This window comes from Microcoleus sp. B3-D2, assembly GCF_036705345.1.
In the GTDB taxonomy this organism is placed as follows: domain Bacteria; phylum Cyanobacteriota; class Cyanobacteriia; order Cyanobacteriales; family Microcoleaceae; genus Microcoleus.
This window is the reverse complement of record NZ_JAUBUG010000091.1, coordinates 1-16,331: the sequence shown is the minus strand read 5'-3', so window position 1 is coordinate 16,331 and position 16,331 is coordinate 1. Positions and strand designations below refer to the sequence as shown.

The 16,331-nt window shown below is 43.8% G+C and carries 14 protein-coding genes; 7 read left to right on the top strand and 7 right to left on the bottom strand.

Annotation, left to right across the window (positions count from 1 at the left end):
* A partial coding sequence (locus QUB14_RS25150) for an AAA-like domain-containing protein (protein ID WP_333220386.1) occupies window positions 1-2,894 on the bottom strand: 2,894 nt, incomplete at its 3' end.
* Entirely contained in the window at window positions 2,891-4,192 is a 1,302-nt protein-coding gene (locus QUB14_RS25145) for an AAA-like domain-containing protein (RefSeq protein WP_333220384.1), read from the bottom strand. The genes QUB14_RS25150 and QUB14_RS25145, both read right to left, overlap by 4 nt.
* 262 nt (window positions 4,193-4,454) lie before the next feature.
* On the opposite strand from QUB14_RS25145, the gene QUB14_RS25140 reads away from it, so the two are divergent.
* The gene (locus tag QUB14_RS25140) at window positions 4,455-4,676 is read left to right on the top strand and encodes a hypothetical protein (RefSeq protein ID WP_333220382.1); all 222 of its coding nucleotides are present in this window, start codon (window positions 4,455-4,457) and stop codon (window positions 4,674-4,676) included.
* 21 nt (window positions 4,677-4,697) lie between these two features.
* Here the strand turns inward: QUB14_RS25140 and QUB14_RS25135 are convergent, their stop codons facing one another.
* Window positions 4,698-5,357 (bottom strand): restriction endonuclease subunit R, encoded by a 660-nt coding sequence (locus QUB14_RS25135; protein WP_333220380.1) that lies wholly within the window; start codon window positions 5,355-5,357, stop codon window positions 4,698-4,700.
* A 290-nt stretch (window positions 5,358-5,647) separates the two neighbouring features.
* Here QUB14_RS25135 and acs point away from each other — a divergent pair, with 290 nt between their 5' ends.
* The 3 genes from acs to QUB14_RS25120 all read left to right on the top strand — a co-directional run bounded on the left by acs (window position 5,648) and on the right by QUB14_RS25120 (window position 9,334).
* On the top strand, window positions 5,648-7,618 hold the full coding sequence (gene acs / locus QUB14_RS25130) for an acetate--CoA ligase (protein WP_333220378.1): 1,971 nt from the start codon (window positions 5,648-5,650) through the stop codon (window positions 7,616-7,618).
* A gap of 134 nt (window positions 7,619-7,752) precedes the next feature.
* Window positions 7,753-8,331 carry a Uma2 family endonuclease gene (locus tag QUB14_RS25125; RefSeq protein ID WP_333220376.1) on the top strand — a complete coding sequence of 193 codons (579 nt, stop codon included), beginning with the start codon at window positions 7,753-7,755 and terminating at the stop codon, window positions 8,329-8,331.
* Between the two features lie 142 nt (window positions 8,332-8,473).
* Entirely contained in the window at window positions 8,474-9,334 is an 861-nt protein-coding gene (locus QUB14_RS25120) for a restriction endonuclease (RefSeq protein ID WP_333220374.1), read from the top strand.
* 174 nt (window positions 9,335-9,508) lie between these two features.
* Here QUB14_RS25120 and QUB14_RS25115 read toward each other — a convergent pair whose 3' ends face one another.
* Window positions 9,509-9,757 (bottom strand): hypothetical protein, encoded by a 249-nt coding sequence (locus QUB14_RS25115; protein ID WP_333220372.1) that lies wholly within the window; start codon window positions 9,755-9,757, stop codon window positions 9,509-9,511.
* A gap of 43 nt (window positions 9,758-9,800) precedes the next feature.
* Here QUB14_RS25115 and QUB14_RS25110 point away from each other — a divergent pair, with 43 nt between their 5' ends.
* Both QUB14_RS25110 and QUB14_RS25105 read left to right on the top strand, forming a co-directional pair.
* Window positions 9,801-10,379, top strand: a complete 579-nt coding sequence (locus tag QUB14_RS25110; RefSeq protein WP_333220370.1) for an ACP phosphodiesterase — start codon at window positions 9,801-9,803, stop codon at window positions 10,377-10,379.
* A gap of 96 nt (window positions 10,380-10,475) precedes the next feature.
* Window positions 10,476-11,366: a thermonuclease family protein gene (locus QUB14_RS25105; RefSeq protein WP_333220368.1), complete on the top strand. Its 891-nt coding sequence runs from the start codon at window positions 10,476-10,478 to the stop codon at window positions 11,364-11,366.
* Window positions 11,367-11,513: 147 nt separating this feature from the next.
* On the opposite strand, the gene QUB14_RS25100 is transcribed toward QUB14_RS25105, so the two are convergent.
* From QUB14_RS25100 to QUB14_RS25090, 3 genes are all read right to left on the bottom strand, one after another.
* A complete protein-coding gene (locus QUB14_RS25100; RefSeq protein ID WP_333220367.1) occupies window positions 11,514-11,843 on the bottom strand; it encodes a hypothetical protein in 330 nt (109 codons plus the stop codon).
* A 395-nt stretch (window positions 11,844-12,238) separates the two neighbouring features.
* On the bottom strand, window positions 12,239-13,675 hold the full coding sequence (locus QUB14_RS25095) for an iron uptake porin (RefSeq protein ID WP_333220396.1): 1,437 nt from the start codon (window positions 13,673-13,675) through the stop codon (window positions 12,239-12,241).
* A gap of 271 nt (window positions 13,676-13,946) precedes the next feature.
* Complete coding sequence (locus tag QUB14_RS25090) at window positions 13,947-14,093, bottom strand: hypothetical protein (protein WP_333220365.1); 147 nt, start codon at window positions 14,091-14,093, stop codon at window positions 13,947-13,949.
* 888 nt (window positions 14,094-14,981) lie between these two features.
* Between QUB14_RS25090 and QUB14_RS25085 the strand changes: the two genes are divergently transcribed.
* Window positions 14,982-15,770, top strand: a complete 789-nt coding sequence (locus QUB14_RS25085) for a class II glutamine amidotransferase (RefSeq protein ID WP_333220363.1) — start codon at window positions 14,982-14,984, stop codon at window positions 15,768-15,770.
* Window positions 15,771-16,331: the final 561 nt, after the last annotated feature.

Sequence of the window (16,331 nt, the reverse complement as noted above, 5' to 3'; positions counted from 1 at the left end):
TGCAAGTCCCACAATTTGGCAGTTTTGTCAGATGAGGCAGTAGCGATCGCCTCTCCATTCGGGCTAAAACTGACACTCCATACCGAGTTATTATGTCCGGTGAATGTTACCTTGCAGTTGCCTTGCAAGTCCCACAATTTGGCAGTTTTGTCAGATGAGGCAGTAGCGATCGCCTCTCCATTCGGGCTAAAACTGACACTTCTTACCCAGCCATTATGTCCGGTGAATGTTACCAAGCTGTTGCCCTGCAAGTCCCACAATTTGGCTGTTTTGTCAGATGAGGCAGTGGCGATCCTATCTCCTGTGGGGCTAAAACACACACTTGTTACCCAGTCATTATGGCCGGTGAATGTTACCAAGCTGTTGCCTTGCCAGTCCCACAATTTCACAGTTTTGTCAATGGAGGCAGTAGCGATCCTATCTCCTGTGGGGCTAAAACACACACTTGTTACCGAGTCATTATGTCCGGTGAATGTTACCTTGCAGTTGCCTTGCAAGTCCCACAATTTCACAGTTTTGTCAATTAAGGCAGTAGCGATCCTATCTCCTGTGGGGCTAAAACACACACTTGTTACCCAGTCATTAGGTCCGGTGAATGTTACCTTGCAGTTGCCCTGCAAGTCCCACAATTTGGCGGTGCCGTCATTTGAGCCAGTAGCGATCGCATCTCCTGTGGGGCTACAATTGACACTCCTTACCGAGTCATCATGTCCGGTGAATGTTACCAAGCAATTGCTCTGCAAGTCCCACAATTTGGCAGTTTTGTCACATGAGGCAGTAGCGATCCTATCTCCTGTGGGGCTAAAACAGACACTTGTTACCGAGTCATTATGTCCGGTGAATGTTACCAAGCTGTTGCCTTGCCCGTCCCACAATTTCACAGTTTTGTCATAGGAGGCAGTAGCGATCCTATCTCCTGTGGGGCTAAAACAGACACTTGTTACCCAGTGATTATGTCCGGTGAATGTTACCAAGCAATTGCCCTGCAAGCCCCACAATTTGGCAGTTTTGTCACATGAGGCAGTAGCGATCCTATCTCCTGTGGGGCTAAAACAGACACTTGTTACCGAGTCATTATGTCCGGTGAATGTTACCAAGCAGTTGCCCTGCAAGTCCCACAATTTCGCGGTTTTGTCATGTGAGGCAGTAGCGATCCTATCTCCTGTGGGGCTAAAACTGACACTCAATACCCAGCCATCATGTCCGGCAAACGGGCACCCTTCGCGGATTTTAGCAAGAATCATCTGCAAAACTAACAGAGAATTGGTAACGGGATATTCGGAAAGCGGGGGATTATCGGGTATCCATTTCTTTAAACCTTCTCCTGCTTTGATAGCTGCCCGCAAGGCTTCTCTTTGCTTTCCATCCGACTGAAAAAGCTTTAAGGCCATGCGTCCAGCTTCTTCGATTTGGAAAATTTCCCTGAATTGTTTACGGAATTCTCTTAATGATTCATTACTTTTCTTCAGTTCTTGCCGTTCATCAGCTTGACAGGCATCTAAAAAATCATTATCCTGATCGCTCAAACGTTTCCCCACTTTCCACTGCAACGCATCATCCAACGCTTTGCCGCGCAACAGTCGGGAAGTATCTTGACGATTTGAGGCAATCCAAGCAGCGAAGTTTTCCTGGTAGGGGCGGAGTTTCGCTAATTCTTGCTGTACCCAATCAAGGTTAAATATTTCTCGATAAATACGGTTGTAAACTTGCAGTTGACCGTGTTTTTTAACAACTAACCCCGATAACTGTAACTCCATTTGGTCGGGACTGTTATTCGCGGCGACCCCCCCCAGCCCCCCCTTAGCAAGGGGGGGAGTAAGATTGTCTTTTTCCTCCTCTGCTAAGGGAGGATTAGAGCTATCTTTCTCACCCCTTATTAAAGAAGAATTAGTGCTATCTTTTCCCCCCCTTAGCAAGGGGGGGTTATTAGTGCTATCTTTCCCCCCCCTTAGCAAGGGGGGGTTAGGGGGGGTAATAATTTGCTGATAGATGCCGAGGAGTTGGCTGGTACGCTGTTGGTTGCTGAGGATGCGATCGCGAATTGTTCCGAGGTGTTCGGGATTGTCGTTCTCTTCCCAATTGTTAATAATGTAAGCTTGTACCAGTTCGGCAATGTCAGGATTGCTGGTTTCTGCTTGTTCTAGGACAATTTTACAAAGTTTTTGAGTCAAAAAAGGCTGTCCGCCCGTCCAGTCTAAAATCTCATTTAAAACCTGAATGGGACGATCGACTTTTCCTTCTAAGCCTTTCGCTAAAGGTGCAGCTTGTTCCTGAGTAAAACCTTTTAATTCAATGGCTTGACCGATATTAAAGGGCGTGCGCTTTTTATCTTGAATCAAATCTGAAGGTGTTGCGACGCCCAACAGACAAAAGGTAATGCGATTGTAGTCTGCATTTTGGGTACGGCGATTGTAGCAGCTTCTGATAAAAGCAAATAGATCGTCTGCCGAAAAATTTAAACTGAGAACGCTATCTATTTCATCAATAAAAATAACTATGTTTTCGGGAACTTGCGACAGCATCACGGATTCAATAAACTCCCGAAATCTACGCAAGGGAGACAGCCAATTTCGTTCCTCCAACCAGCTTTTTAAATTAACATCAAGGTCTAATTCATAAGCAAAAGTATCAAGGATATTAGCATACCACTGTTCGGGATGCTCTAACTTCGTCTCGTCGCCAGACAAGTCAATAAAAACCGATACAATGCCTTCGGCTCGCAGTCGCTTGATAGTTTGAAGTGCTAAGCTAGACTTACCTATTTTGCGAGAATTGAAAACATAACAGAGTTTACCTTCCAGCAACGCTTGATAAAGCTGACTATCAGCTTCTCGCGTTACATAGGTTTGGGTATCTTCTGGGAGAGTTGATTCAGCTATATACTGATAAGTCATAGACGCACGGAGAAATATTGACGGTACAAATCGCAGCGGGGAAAACAATCATTATGTTCCACTCGCACCAATCCCATACTTTCTAACTTAAATATTTGATGACTTTCCAGGCTGATAGGTTGATTTTTAGTTACGACTTCTCGGTAAACGTTTGCGAGTTCGGGACTGAGTTTGAGCTTACCTAAAAGTTCTCGCAAGTGATTAATAAAGGGACTTTGTTCAGTAGGTGAAATTTCCAAAAGCTTACTCAGAGAAGATTGAGGAGTTTGCAGGTAAGCAAAAGCCGTTTGCACCAGATAAGGATAACCACCAAACATTAGCATAAGTTGTTGAATCTCGTCTGTACTCAGCCAATTGTGTCGATACTGCCCCGCTAACTGCTGCACTTTTTCCGGGGTAAAATCTGGCAAAGGTACAGTCAACCCAACACCCGCCAAAGGGGATGAGTTAATATCAAGAGAACTGTAAACTTCTGTAGCGTGAACGACAATTAACCGGATTTTTTGCCAGATTGCACTGCGGCGATCATTCCTTTTAGCTGCATCATTCCACCCACGCAGTAAGCGACAAAAATCAACATTAAAAGTAGCTTGCTCAAAAACCAGGTCTACTTTCTCTAATACCAGTACCAAAGGTTGAGAAAAATCTTTGAATAAATACCTTTCTAAATATTTAGTGACATTAGGGTTAATACCCCCTAAAGAGTCATCCCAATGTTCCCCTAATTTATTCTCCAACTCCAGTAAGTCGCCCAGAGTAACACACAACCACTGCAATAATTTCCGGTAATCTCCCAAAACTTCACTGTCAGCTTCCTCAAAACTGAGGAGTGCTGTTTTGTAACCTTCTTGCGATGCGCGATCTAGAATTTTATCCACCAGTAAAGTCTTGCCCATTTTTTGAGGAGCTTTAATCCGAATGAGCGCTCCCTTTTCTAAAATTTTATCATAACATTTATGCTCGCAATCGCGCTCTACATAGTAGAATTCAACTTGTTCTGGATTGTCAGGGGAACTTTCACAAGTTGCTTTTAATTTATCGCTAACTAATTCAGGTTTATACGTGGCAAATAGCGGGATTAATTCCTTCCGCTGTCGGAAACGTTCGCCCGCTTTATTTTTAAAACCAAATAACTTGCAAATCTCTGAAATATGGTGTCTGACATCTGATTTTGTGACGTATAATGATTTAGCGATATCTTCGTCTGACTTCCCTTGCAAAAACAGCTTTAGTACCTCATGCTGTTTTGGTGTTAGCCCTGTTGGATAAATGGTGTCAAACTCTTTTCGTTCCATCATCCGCATACCTGCCTTAGCGCTTTACCTACCACTCTTACTAATTTACCACAGTTGTCAGCTTCCGCCCCGATAGCCAGTTTAATTTCACAAATTTACAAACACCAGCTAATTTGTGAAGATTTTTTCACAAACCCTTCAACTCCCTTGTCAAAAAAATTGGTAATTCCCCGGCAAGTGACAACTTTGTTGAATTTATTTATCAATCAAATAATAGTAAGAAAGTTAGTTTATTATCGAAATTGTAGATAGGGGAATTAACTAAATGAAAAATTTAAAACGGCTGCACCAGAACAAGACTACATCAGCTAAAAAGGTAAATCAAGTGAAAAAATCTGACAATTCCAACATCAAGTGGTCGATCGAGAAAGTTGTAGTACCGATCGCGATCGCCCTAATTTCGTTAGCAACAACGTACATCACCCCTCAAAATACCCAACAACCGCCAAATCCACCGATCGAGCACAGGACTCCACCATCACCATAACATGGGATGCGATCGCCCTTGTTAAGCCACCTGCAACTGCACATTCTGCAACTTGCAAATAGCTTTCAAGACTTGGGCCAACAAGAGCGATCGCTCTTTGTCCATCAAATTCAATTCCGGTAAAATCTGATAAGTGCAAGGATTTCCGCGCGTCACCCGCACAAACCGATAACTTTCACCATTCGTCGTCAATCCCCAAACAGACGATTGCTGCTGCAAACTTTTATAAGTATAAGCCAGGAGTTGCGGCAAACCAGTCAAAGGTGCGATCGCACTATTTTTCGCCTCCACGACCAAAATCCAAAACTGTGCCGCCGCGAGTTCTGCATCCGGCTGATTTACGGCTAAAACATCCAAGCGCCCTTTAATTAAAGTATCCCCATCCTCAACCTCGATCGGGATGCTATCTTCCATTGTCAGCACGATCGGAATATCAAAAAATCCTGCTAATCTCATTAACGGTGAAAGCACTAAAAATTTAACGAGTTCTTCTGAAACTTTTCCTGCGGATAAGTAGCGTCGAAAGTCCGTTCTAATTTTTAATATTTCCTGCTGTTCTAATTCTGACAGCGGTTCCAAAGAGAAAAAATCGGTGAAGGCGTCTCCTTCTCGCTCTTCCAATTTGAGAATGCGGCGAACGTCGTTTAGAGAAAGTTGGCTTGCTTCTAAATTTTGCGTCATACTTTTCATTTAATTAAATTTAACTAACTACCTAATTATAGCTGATCTAATTTACAAGAAAGTCCAATTTAAAAACTTGTAACACAATAATTACTCAGAATAATTAAGCATTAAATAGGCTAAAAAATCCTCTTCATCTGCGTTAATCGGCATTCCTCGGCGATCAAAAAAAGAACAACCTCTCAACCTATTACAAAATTTCCCAAAGTCTTAAGGAAAATAAACATACTTCGGCCCCAACTTATGCAAACAATAGTTACAAAGACTAACCGAAGTTAAAGTTAAAAGCAATGTCACAAGATACCATCGAATCAATTCTGCAAGAAAAACGGCTATTTCAGCCGCCCGCTGAATTCTCCCAAAAAGCTCACATCAAAAGCCTACAAGAGTACCAAGCCCTCTACGACAAAGCCAAAGCTGACCCCCAAGCATTCTGGGCAGAACTCGCCACCCAAGAATTGCACTGGTTCCAAAACTGGGATACCGTCCTCGACTGGCAGCCGCCTTTTGCTAAATGGTTTGTCAACGGTAAAATTAATATTTCTTACAATTGTCTCGATCGCCACTTAACCACTTGGCGCAAAAATAAAGCCGCCCTGATTTGGGAAGGCGAACCCGGAGACTCCCGCACCCTCACCTACGCGCAACTCCACCGCGAAGTCTGCCAAATGGCGAACGTCATCAAACAATTGGGAGTCCAAAAGGGCGATCGCGTCGGCATTTATATGCCCATGATTCCCGAAGCTGCGATCGCCATGCTAGCCTGCGCCAGAATCGGTGCAGTACACAGCGTTGTTTTTGGCGGATTTAGTGCAGAAGCTTTGCGCGATCGGCTTAACGACGGCGAAGCAAAACTCGTCATCACCGCTGACGGTGGCTTCCGCAAAGATGCAGCAGTTGGCCTCAAAGAACAAGTAGACAAAGCCCTCGCCAACAACGTCACACCCAGCGTTACCAACGTTCTCGTCGTCCAGCGTACCAAACAGGAAGTGCACATGGAACCCGGGCGCGATCTTTGGTGGCACGACTTGCAAAAAGACGCCTCCGCCGACTGCCCCGCCGAACCGATGGACAGCGAAGATATGCTCTTCGTACTCTACACCAGCGGCAGTACCGGAAAACCGAAAGGAGTCGTCCACACCACAGGTGGCTACAACCTTTACACCCACATGACAACCAAGTGGATCTTCGACCTCCAAGATACCGATGTCTACTGGTGCACCGCAGACGTAGGCTGGATTACAGGCCACAGTTACATAATCTACGGCCCGCTTTCCAACGGCGCTACCACAATCATGTACGAAGGTGCGCCCCGCGCGTCCAACCCAGGCTGTTTTTGGGATGTGATCGAAAAATACGGCGTCACCGTTTTCTACACTGCACCCACTGCGATCAGAACATTCATGAAAATGGGCGAACACTTGCCCAACGCGCGCAATTTGTCCTCTTTACGATTGTTAGGAACCGTCGGCGAACCGATCAATCCCGAAGCTTGGATGTGGTATCAGCGCGTAATTGGCAACTCGAATTGTCCGATCGTGGATACTTGGTGGCAAACAGAAACCGGGGGAATTATGATTACCGCTTTGCCCGGTGCCATTCCTACAAAACCCGGTTCTGCAACTCTACCGTTCCCCGGAATTGTGGCTGATGTTGTTGACCAAGATGGCGAACCAGTAACTAACGAAAGCGGCGGTTATTTAGTGGTGAAACATCCTTGGCCGGGAATGATGCGTACACTTTACAACGATCCAGACCGTTTTCGCCGCACCTATTGGGAATATTTGCACCCGAAAGATGGCGAATTTGTGTACTTTGCAGGGGACGGCGCGCACAAAGACAAAGACGGTTATTTCTGGGTAATGGGCCGCGTTGACGATGTAATTAATGTGGCCGGACACCGACTCGGCACAATGGAAGTCGAGTCAGCTTTGGTATCGCATCCAGCGGTGGCGGAAGCTGCGGTTGTTGGTAAACCGGATGAGATTAAAGGTGAGGACATTGTGGCTTTTGTCACGCTGGACAACTCGCAGCAACCTAGCGATGAATTGGCTAAGGAATTGAAGCAGCACGTTGTTAAGGAAATTGGGGCGATCGCCCGTCCCGGCGAAATTCGATTTACCGATGCTTTGCCGAAGACTCGAAGCGGGAAGATTATGCGGCGTTTGCTGCGTTCTTTGGCTGCGGGACAAGAGGTTTCTGGGGATACTTCGACTTTGGAAGACCGGACGGTTTTGGATAAGTTGCGGGGAGGTTCGTAGGGGTATTTTGTAACCGCAGATGTAGGCAGATAAACACAGATGAACGCGGATGTAATTTGGCCCGTGTTCATCTGCGGTTTAATTGTTAAATATGAGCTACAATCAAGATAACTTCTGGACTGGATCTGAGCGCGATGCCTCCACTACTTAGCAAAACCACAGATCAGCGAATTGTTCATCATGGAATGTGGGAACGGTTTAAATTTATCCAAAAAGGCTTTGAAGGCTCCCCTAGAGTGCGACTATTTTACTATGATGGGACGATCGAGATTCTGATGCCTGGAGAAGACCACGAAACTTTTGCTCATGTTATCGGTTACTTAGTGACTACCTTTCTCGTCGAACAGGGAATTTTCTTCAAGCCCACAGGGGCAATGACGCAGGAAAGATCGGGAGTTGTCTCTGTGCAAGCAGACGAATCCTACTACATTGGGAGTGTAAAACCAATTCCCGATTTGTCGATCGAAGTTGTCTTTACCAGTGGAGGAATCAGTAAGTTAGAGCGCTATAAAGCTTTGGGTGTTCCAGAGGTGTGGTTTTGGGAAGATGGATTACTGAAGATATATCATCTCCAAGATGGTAGCTATGAAAATAGCGATCGCAGTCAGCTACCCGGACTCAATAACCTCGATCTCGATTTGATGAAACGCTGTATTTTGATGGCTGAAACTGATCCGGGGGAAGCTATTAGAGCGTTCCGTCGAGAGATATAGCCGATCGCAATTTAGCAAATTATGTATGACGGTAGCAGCAAAAAAGCCGTCAGTATTTTTATGCGCTCAGTTTATTATTTAAAATGCGCTCAGTTTATCATTAAAAAAGCAGTGTTTTGCAAATTATCTCAACGGTTTTCAGATGAACAGAGCTACCCATTCAATCCCTACATTTGACTCAATGCTCTTGCCCACAATTCAGGCTCTACAAATGCTTGGTGGATCTGGAACTACTGAAGAGATTTATGACCGAGTAGCGAAGATTCTCAACTTACCTGACGAGGTGCTGGATATCCCACATGGCAACAAATCCCAGAGTGCGGTTGAGTATCGACTTGGTTGGAGTCGTACTTACTTGAAGAAATACGGGCTTTTACAAAATTCGGCACGTGGCGTGTGGTCTTTAGTTTCAACATCTATAAATTTTGATATTCTGGATGCAAAAGAAATTGTCAAGGTTGTTCGAGATACGGACAAGAAAAAGGTGATGCAGCCAGATAATTTAAACGAAAATGTTGAAGCTGTTGAAACTTTAGAAGAAGTTGCATGGCATCAACAGCTTCATCAAATACTGCTATCACTAGAACCTTCTGCATTTGAGCGTTTGGCACAGCGCCTACTACGTGAATCAGGCTTTATACAAGTACAGGTTACAGGTAAGTCCGCCGATGGTGGAATTGATGGTGTAGGTATTGCCCGTATTAGTGGTTTCTTGAGCTTTCATGTTCTGTTTCAGTGCAAGCGCTATCAGGGTTCTGTTACGGCTAGTCAAATTAGAGACTTCCGTGGGGCAATGCAGGGACGAACCGACAAAGGTTTATTCATTACAACTGGGACATTTACCAGAGATGCTGTCAAAGAAGCAACACGAGATGGCGCACCCCCAATAGATTTGATTGATGGTGAGCAGTTAGTTCAACGACTAAAAGAATTGGGGCTTGGTGTCAAGATAAAAATGATTGAGTCTGTGGAAGTGGATGCTAATTGGTTTACAAAGATTTAAGGTTCTATTGTGAAACGATCGAGCATCAATCGATCGCAAGGAATATTTGAACGTGGGTGGAGCGATCGCCTGCTTACTACAGTTAGGCAATGGTTCTTTTGTTATCCAAGATTTACGGATATACCAAAAACAGCTTATTTGCCGCGCCACAGATGAACGGCATCGGCGTTAATTTCAGACCTTAGTCTGTAGCCAATCCTCCACCAAGTAGTCATCATCAACTGCTTGCTTGTGCTGTTCGTCTTTGAGAATTGCCAAGACGTGAACTCCAGACGGATAGTTGACATGACGAATTTCTGGGTCATATCCCAAGTCTTGAATTTTTGCCAAAACGCGATCGACAGCAGCGAGAACAGTAAGAGCGGCCGCAAGAATAATTTGACCGAGTTTAGCACCCGGTTTTACACATTCCACAATAGCCATTATTCTTTCTCCTTATGCTATCTTAGATATTTTTACTGTAGCAATGAATTATTTGGCTCATCTATTCTTATCAGAAGGCACGCCAGAATCCCTGATTGGCAACCTCTTAGGAGATTTTGTCAAAGGAACGGCCGTCAACCTTTATCCCGAGGAAATTAGAAAGGGCATTGATTTGCACCGCAAAGTAGATAGCTACACGGACTCTCACCCAATAGTGCGATCGAGTAAAAGCCTTGTTTCTTCACAGAGACGAAGGTTTGCTGGAGTTTTGATTGACGTGTTTTACGACCACTTCTTAGCTAAAAATTGGCTGGAATATTCAGAAATTCCGCTCCGGGATTTTTCTCAGGATGTCTATAAAATCCTGCAAGACAACCGCGATATATTACCTGACTCTCTCCAGCGGGTGCTGCCCACAATAATTGCCCGCGACTTGCTTTCATCTTATCAGGAAATTGCCGAAATCGGCATCACTCTTACAAGAATGTCGGCGCGACTCAAACGCACAAATAACTTGGCAAGTGGCATAGAAGATTTGACAGCTAACTATCAACGCTTAGAATCGGATTTTCGGGATTTTTTTCCCGATTTGATAAAATACGCGACTGTGGGCAAATTTTAATATAAAAAACAAAAATTCCAGTTGCTCGCGATAACGAACTCGTGTATAATCCAAGCGATACCTGCATGAAATCTCAAATGCAACAGGGTTCAAAATATGGCAACCAGAATTCCGAACCTGCAAATAACTAAAGTAGTTGATGGCGACAGCATCAAAATTTTTCTCAACGGAAAAACCGAGTCTCTGCGCCTGATTTGCGTCGATACAGAAGAAAGTCATTCGGGAGGCTCCAAACCTATAACTGCGGCGGGTAAAGCAGCTTCGGAAATGGCTAAAAAATACTTCGGCACAGCAGATGGCGGACTTGCTACAGTTGACATAGAATTTGATACAGATGACCCAATAGAAATTGCGGTGGAAAAACACCGCGATAACTACGGGCGTCTCCTCTGTTACGTGCATAAAGAGGGAGAAAATTATAATCTGAAACTGATTGCAGAAGGCTGGAGTCCCTACTTTGTGAAATACGGGCGATCGAGATTGTATCACCGCAAAATGACTGAGGCAGAATCGGCAGCAAAAGCTTACAATCTGATGATTTGGAATCCGATTATCAATGCCAAAATCCCCTCTCGTAACTATGCTAATTTACTGCCTTGGTGGTCGATGCGAGCCTCAATTGTTGAAGAGTTTCGGTTGTCGGAAGCAACGGCAGGAGCGCTTTCTTTGAGGTTGCACTACCAGAAAATATTAGCGGCTTCTGAGAGAGCTAAATCTATTACTATTTTCTGCGATTTGCAGGCGGGAATTACTAAATGGATCGGCGGGAGCGCTCTAATTTATGCTGGTTCAGTGTATCATAAATTAGATTTGTGGATACCAGATGCTGAAACTGATGAAAGAGCTCCCTTGAAGCGGCTAATCGAAAAGCGTTATGCGGGTCTGGGACGGGGATATGTGTATGTCAGCGGGAAAGTAGAACAGTACAAAGGGAAGCCTCAAATAGTTTTGAAGGGTATCAAACAACTTTCAGACTTTCCCCGATAATATTTAAACTAGAGTTAATTTCATCAATCCTTTTTACTACATATAATTTTCTTAGGAAGTGCTATCGCGCAAATAGAGCGCGATCCTAAAAAACGATCACCCTCTATTCAGCTCTGATATTTTATTTATCAAGAGATGCAGGAACATTTATTGCTGCATTGAAGGAGTATCAAAAAATCGACATCCTAATGGATTTGTGCGTGCAGATTGATTTTGAGGAGTTGTTATAGGAGAACGAGAGTTAAGAGATGTGCTATTCAATTCTGAGACGGTAAAAGATTTAGAAATGTTAGGATTTTTCCAGAGAGGGCTGGCAGAAGTGTTAGCAAGATTTGGTGACTCGGTAATTGTAATCTCCTGTGTTGCATTTACATTTGTCTGCGATTTGACAGTGGTTTGTGCCTGACACGGATAGGCAGTCATAGCAGAAATTACAGCAAAGCTCAGAAACCCAAGATAGCCTGTTGATTTAATCATATTTATCTAAACCTAAACTTAATGAACTATTAGTAATGCTCCTAATAATAGATTAAGTTAGGAAAACTTATATTCCAAGCGTGTTTCTGCGTATTTTTTTAAACTTAATAATTAGGTATTTGTATGTAGGAAAAAAAGATAAAAACGGGGAAATTACTACTCAATATAAAGTTTCAGTAAAGATAGCGGGTTTTTACTGAGAAAAAATCTTAGGAAATCCCGCTGGGGTTTTAATCACTGTCTGCTGACCGAAGAACACCTTTCTCGCTTAACAGGCAGGATGCCTGTTCCACAAAATTAAATTTTCTTGTTGGCCCTTCCTCGGGGTCGAGTTCACCAAAATTGTTTGCAATTCGCGATCGCTCTACTAAACCCGGCCCCACAGGATTAAACTCTTAAAAGGAGAATGAAGTTCTCAATACGCCAACTGAGATCGGGTCGCTATCGGGAGTGTGACCGGGTTGAAAAATCAAGATCAATCCAGGGGTGACGCTGATATTATCATTGACCTGCCAACGGTAGAATACCTCTACATGAGTAGTGGTTCCGGGTTGCCCGCCCGATCGCCCTAAACCCGTATCTAAAAAATCAGGAACGTTATTGCCTGTAGGTAAATTGCTGCTGACAATTTTAGGCGGTTGCCCGATATAAATTCCTCCTAAATTTCCGGCTTTAAACAAATCTGGGAAATTTACAAAAACCATATAATTTGTAGTTGCTACCGTACCAGATTTACCCGGAATGCGAGAATTAGTATAACCAGCCCAACCTCCCAGAGAAACTCGCGATGAAAGGCGCCAATTTAAACTTGCTCCCACTGCATTTGTTTGCAGAGAAGCGGACTTACTTGTGTTAGAATTGATAGCAGTCAGTTGGCTATCTCCTGCCAAACTAATCAGATTTCCGTCGGGCGAGTAATCGTTAACATAATAGATAGTAAAATCAACTGGATCGGCTGGTGTCAAAGTTAGTTGTACACCCAATGTATTGTGTCCTTTAGACCCGTTAGAACTGACAAAAAATCCAGAAATGTTAGTTGAATAAACTGCTTGCAAACTGGCTCGCTTCGCAAATTGCCAGTCAATGCCGATGCCGCCTAAACCCAAACCAGTGTTCAAAATTGGGTTTCTTTGGGCGAAGCCAGAAAGGGGGCCCGAAGCTGCACTTTCTGCCCGATTCGGCCCTCGAAAAGCGGTAATCATGTTAACTCCTGCTGTCCCTGCAAACACTGCCAATTTGTCACCGACCAGAAAGCGGTAGTTGAGGTCGCTGATAGTAAATCCAGGAGTTTCACCTAAATTATAAGCAACGTTTACGTCTTCGGTTAATTGTGGTGAATTGCTTCCTTTCTGGTTGTAAAAACCGATTAATAAGTTACTGCGAGGACTAAATTGAGTGGTTAAATATAATTGAGTGAAGTTGATCCAGTTGACATTTGTACCGGGGTCTTTGGTATCCCTTTTGCCGTCTCTGGGAGTCAGATCCGCACGGTTCGGCGTGCGCCATTGTATTCCAAAAATTGTGAATCCCGACAGTTTAGTTGTGGTCGAAAATTGATTGGCTTCTAGTTCGCTAGTTCGCGCTTCTAGCACATCCACTCTGCCTCGGATTGTGGCAATTTCGGCGGCAAATTCTTCTTGCAATTTTTGCAGTTTTATTAAGTCGTCTCGCTTAGCTAGACTTTCAGTTGATTTGGCGATGGACTCGCGGATTGTATCTAAACAAGCATTGACTCCGGCTGCAAATTCATAGCGCGTTATAGCGCGGTTTCCGCGATAGGTTCCGTCGGGGTATCCAGCTATGCAGCCGTATTTCTCTACTAAGGATTGCAGTGCTTGAAATGCCCAGTCTGTGGGCTGTACGTCGCTGAGTTGGGAAACTGATGTAACTTGTTCTAGTGAGTTGTCACCAGGGTAAACTAATGGGGGATTTTCTAATTTATTTTCTTCAACTAATGCGGGTATGGGGGCGGGCTGCGTTTCGCTGGCTTCGGATACGTGAGTTTCTATCTCACTCGCGATAGGTACGGGCGGCTCCGATGTGGGGTTTAGCGGTGAAGTTTCCTCTACATTGTCAGCTTTTTCGACTAATTTGCGATCGGGATTACGATCGCAAATTATCCGCTAGATTATTTGTCGGTGCGGGTAATTGATACCATTCATTAACTGGAGCTTCCGAATTTGCACTATTTGCTGTTGTTTCAGGATCAGTAGTTTCTGCTAAGGCTGGAATGCTGAATAATGCCTGCAATCCGAATCCTAGTATTAAGCTGCTAAGGATTTTCCAAATTTGTCGATCGCACTTATGATTTTTCCTGCTGCTTATACTTTGTGATAAAAAAGCCAAGAAAGTGAGATTAAGCGTGATTTCCTACGGGGTAGCTACGCTTGAGGCACTATTCGAGATGAAGGGCGATCGTAAATTGCATTCATTCTCCCAAAACCGACGAACAAGTCAAAGTGCCGTCCTCGGTTTCTTCCCCTATGTGACGCCTGATTGACTATCCGGTTCCCGTTTTTTTTAAAAGATTTTATAATGAAGGAAAAATCAAAAATCTGCGATATTATTTCCTCAGACATTCCTATGCCATTGCCTTTAATTTTAATCAAAACATCTCGCTCTCGCTCGGATAGTTAAGTAGTAATATTAATGGTGTGGGGGGCGGATATAATCTCAACCAAAATACACCATTGCTTAGCTTTTTATACAGTATATATCGTTTTTTTTCAGCAGCATTCATAAACACCAGATTCATTTCCCAGAGCATTTAAGCAAACTAATCTTTCCCTAATTTTTGATGATGTGAGTGACCGGCTGATTGTTATATGCCTTCAAACGGTGCTGCCAAACCATCAAAGTCCTATCAATTCGTTCCCGGATCTCGGCTAACATTTTATACTCGCTGTCAACACGGGAAAAAGTGTACAGCGATTTATCGGTTAACATCGTTCCGAGGGAAACACGAGCGATTTTTTTAGCGCTCGCCAAGTTTTTGGCTTCAGTATCATTACCGTTGACCCAGCAAAAATAGTAAGTATATTTAACTTATTGAACCCCTTAATACTATAATATTATCACCGCAAATCTGTAGCTGCCAATAGCTGCGCGATCGATCCACACTCCAGAGACTTAAAAGCTATGTGCCAATTACTGGGAATGAACTGCAATGTTCCGACAGATATTTGCTTTTCTTTTGAGGGTTTTTCTGCAAGGGGGGGCAAAACCGACGTTCATCAAGACGGTTGGGGAATTGCTTTCTTTGAAGGTTTGGGATGTCGCCTTTTTATAGACTCTAAACCTGCGATTGCTTCTCCGGTTGCAGAAGTAGTGCGTCGCTATCCCATTCATTCAACTAACGTCATTGCTCACATCCGCAAAGCTACCCAAGGCGAAATTGCTCTGGAAAACTGCCACCCTTTTATTCGGGAACTTTGGGGACGTTATTGGGTGTTTGCTCACAACGGAAATCTCGAAAAATTTGATCCAGAATGTGCCGGAGTTTACAAACCTGTTGGCAAAACTGACAGCGAAAAAGCATTCTGTTTGATATTAGAAAAGCTGCGCTCCACTTTTCCTCAAAGTAAGCCTGCTTTAGCCGAAATTTACCCGGTACTGGAGGAAATTACTAAAAATTTGGCAGAACACGGAATTTTTAATTATTTACTTTCCGATGGAGAACACTTGTTCACCCACTGTTCTACTAATTTGCATTATATTGTGCGACAAGCACCTTTTGCTAGCGCTCACTCGATCGACGAAGATGTAACTGTCGATTTTCGGGAATTGACCAACGAGGACGATCGCGTGGCTGTTATTGCCACTTTTCCGCTGACAGATAACGAAGTTTGGACGCAAATTCAGCCGGGAGAATTGCTGGTATTTCAGGATGGTTTGCCGCTCAATTTTGGGCTGCTGGAGTCTAGTTAACGAGACTTAAACAAATTTAAAGCCTAAACAAAGCCCTAACCTGCTATGTGTGACCCACGTCACCATTATCTTGCAGCGAAGGGACAAATCGATAAGATATAGTTATTAACCTGAAAAAGCAGAGCGTAAATGTTTTCAAAGGTTTGTTTCGCCCATACCTTCTCCATCCTGCTGTTAACTGTTGCCCAATAATCAAACGGCTATTTCCTACTTACTATGCTAAAAGTGTAGGAAACTGCCAGCTAATCAAAGCTCGAATTTTAAACTTCTTAAAGTTTATCAATTCAAATCCACAACGCTTTAATAATTTGGTAGCGGTGCATAGTTATGGAAATCCGGTAGAATCATTTAGTTCCACTTTCTTAACTTCCTTCTCTATGAATTGTCCCCGTTGCCGTTGTAAAAATGTCAGAAAAAATGGTCTGACTCATAATTGTAAGAGTATATATTGGGCAGCGAGACGAGAAGGCATTTAGGGAATTAGGGAACTATTTAGGGCTTGCTGAATAATCGAGTGCATATTGCGTCGCGAAAGGTTTCGAGCGCGCGAGCGAGAATAAA

What these genes read in the sequence shown, in the direction of transcription:
- QUB14_RS25145 (WP_333220384.1), bottom strand. Translation starts at nt 4,192, where the DNA reads ATGATGGAACGAAAAGAGTTTGACACCATTTATCCAACAGGGCTAACA.
- QUB14_RS25140 (WP_333220382.1), top strand. Translation starts at nt 4,455, where the DNA reads ATGAAAAATTTAAAACGGCTGCACCAGAACAAGACTACATCAGCTAAA.
- QUB14_RS25135 (WP_333220380.1), bottom strand. Translation starts at nt 5,357, where the DNA reads ATGACGCAAAATTTAGAAGCAAGCCAACTTTCTCTAAACGACGTTCGC.
- acs (WP_333220378.1), top strand. Translation starts at nt 5,648, where the DNA reads ATGTCACAAGATACCATCGAATCAATTCTGCAAGAAAAACGGCTATTT.
- QUB14_RS25125 (WP_333220376.1), top strand. Translation starts at nt 7,753, where the DNA reads ATGCCTCCACTACTTAGCAAAACCACAGATCAGCGAATTGTTCATCAT.
- QUB14_RS25120 (WP_333220374.1), top strand. Translation starts at nt 8,474, where the DNA reads ATGAACAGAGCTACCCATTCAATCCCTACATTTGACTCAATGCTCTTG.
- QUB14_RS25115 (WP_333220372.1), bottom strand. Translation starts at nt 9,757, where the DNA reads ATGGCTATTGTGGAATGTGTAAAACCGGGTGCTAAACTCGGTCAAATT.
- QUB14_RS25110 (WP_333220370.1), top strand. Translation starts at nt 9,801, where the DNA reads ATGAATTATTTGGCTCATCTATTCTTATCAGAAGGCACGCCAGAATCC.
- QUB14_RS25105 (WP_333220368.1), top strand. Translation starts at nt 10,476, where the DNA reads ATGGCAACCAGAATTCCGAACCTGCAAATAACTAAAGTAGTTGATGGC.
- QUB14_RS25100 (WP_333220367.1), bottom strand. Translation starts at nt 11,843, where the DNA reads ATGATTAAATCAACAGGCTATCTTGGGTTTCTGAGCTTTGCTGTAATT.
- QUB14_RS25085 (WP_333220363.1), top strand. Translation starts at nt 14,982, where the DNA reads ATGTGCCAATTACTGGGAATGAACTGCAATGTTCCGACAGATATTTGC.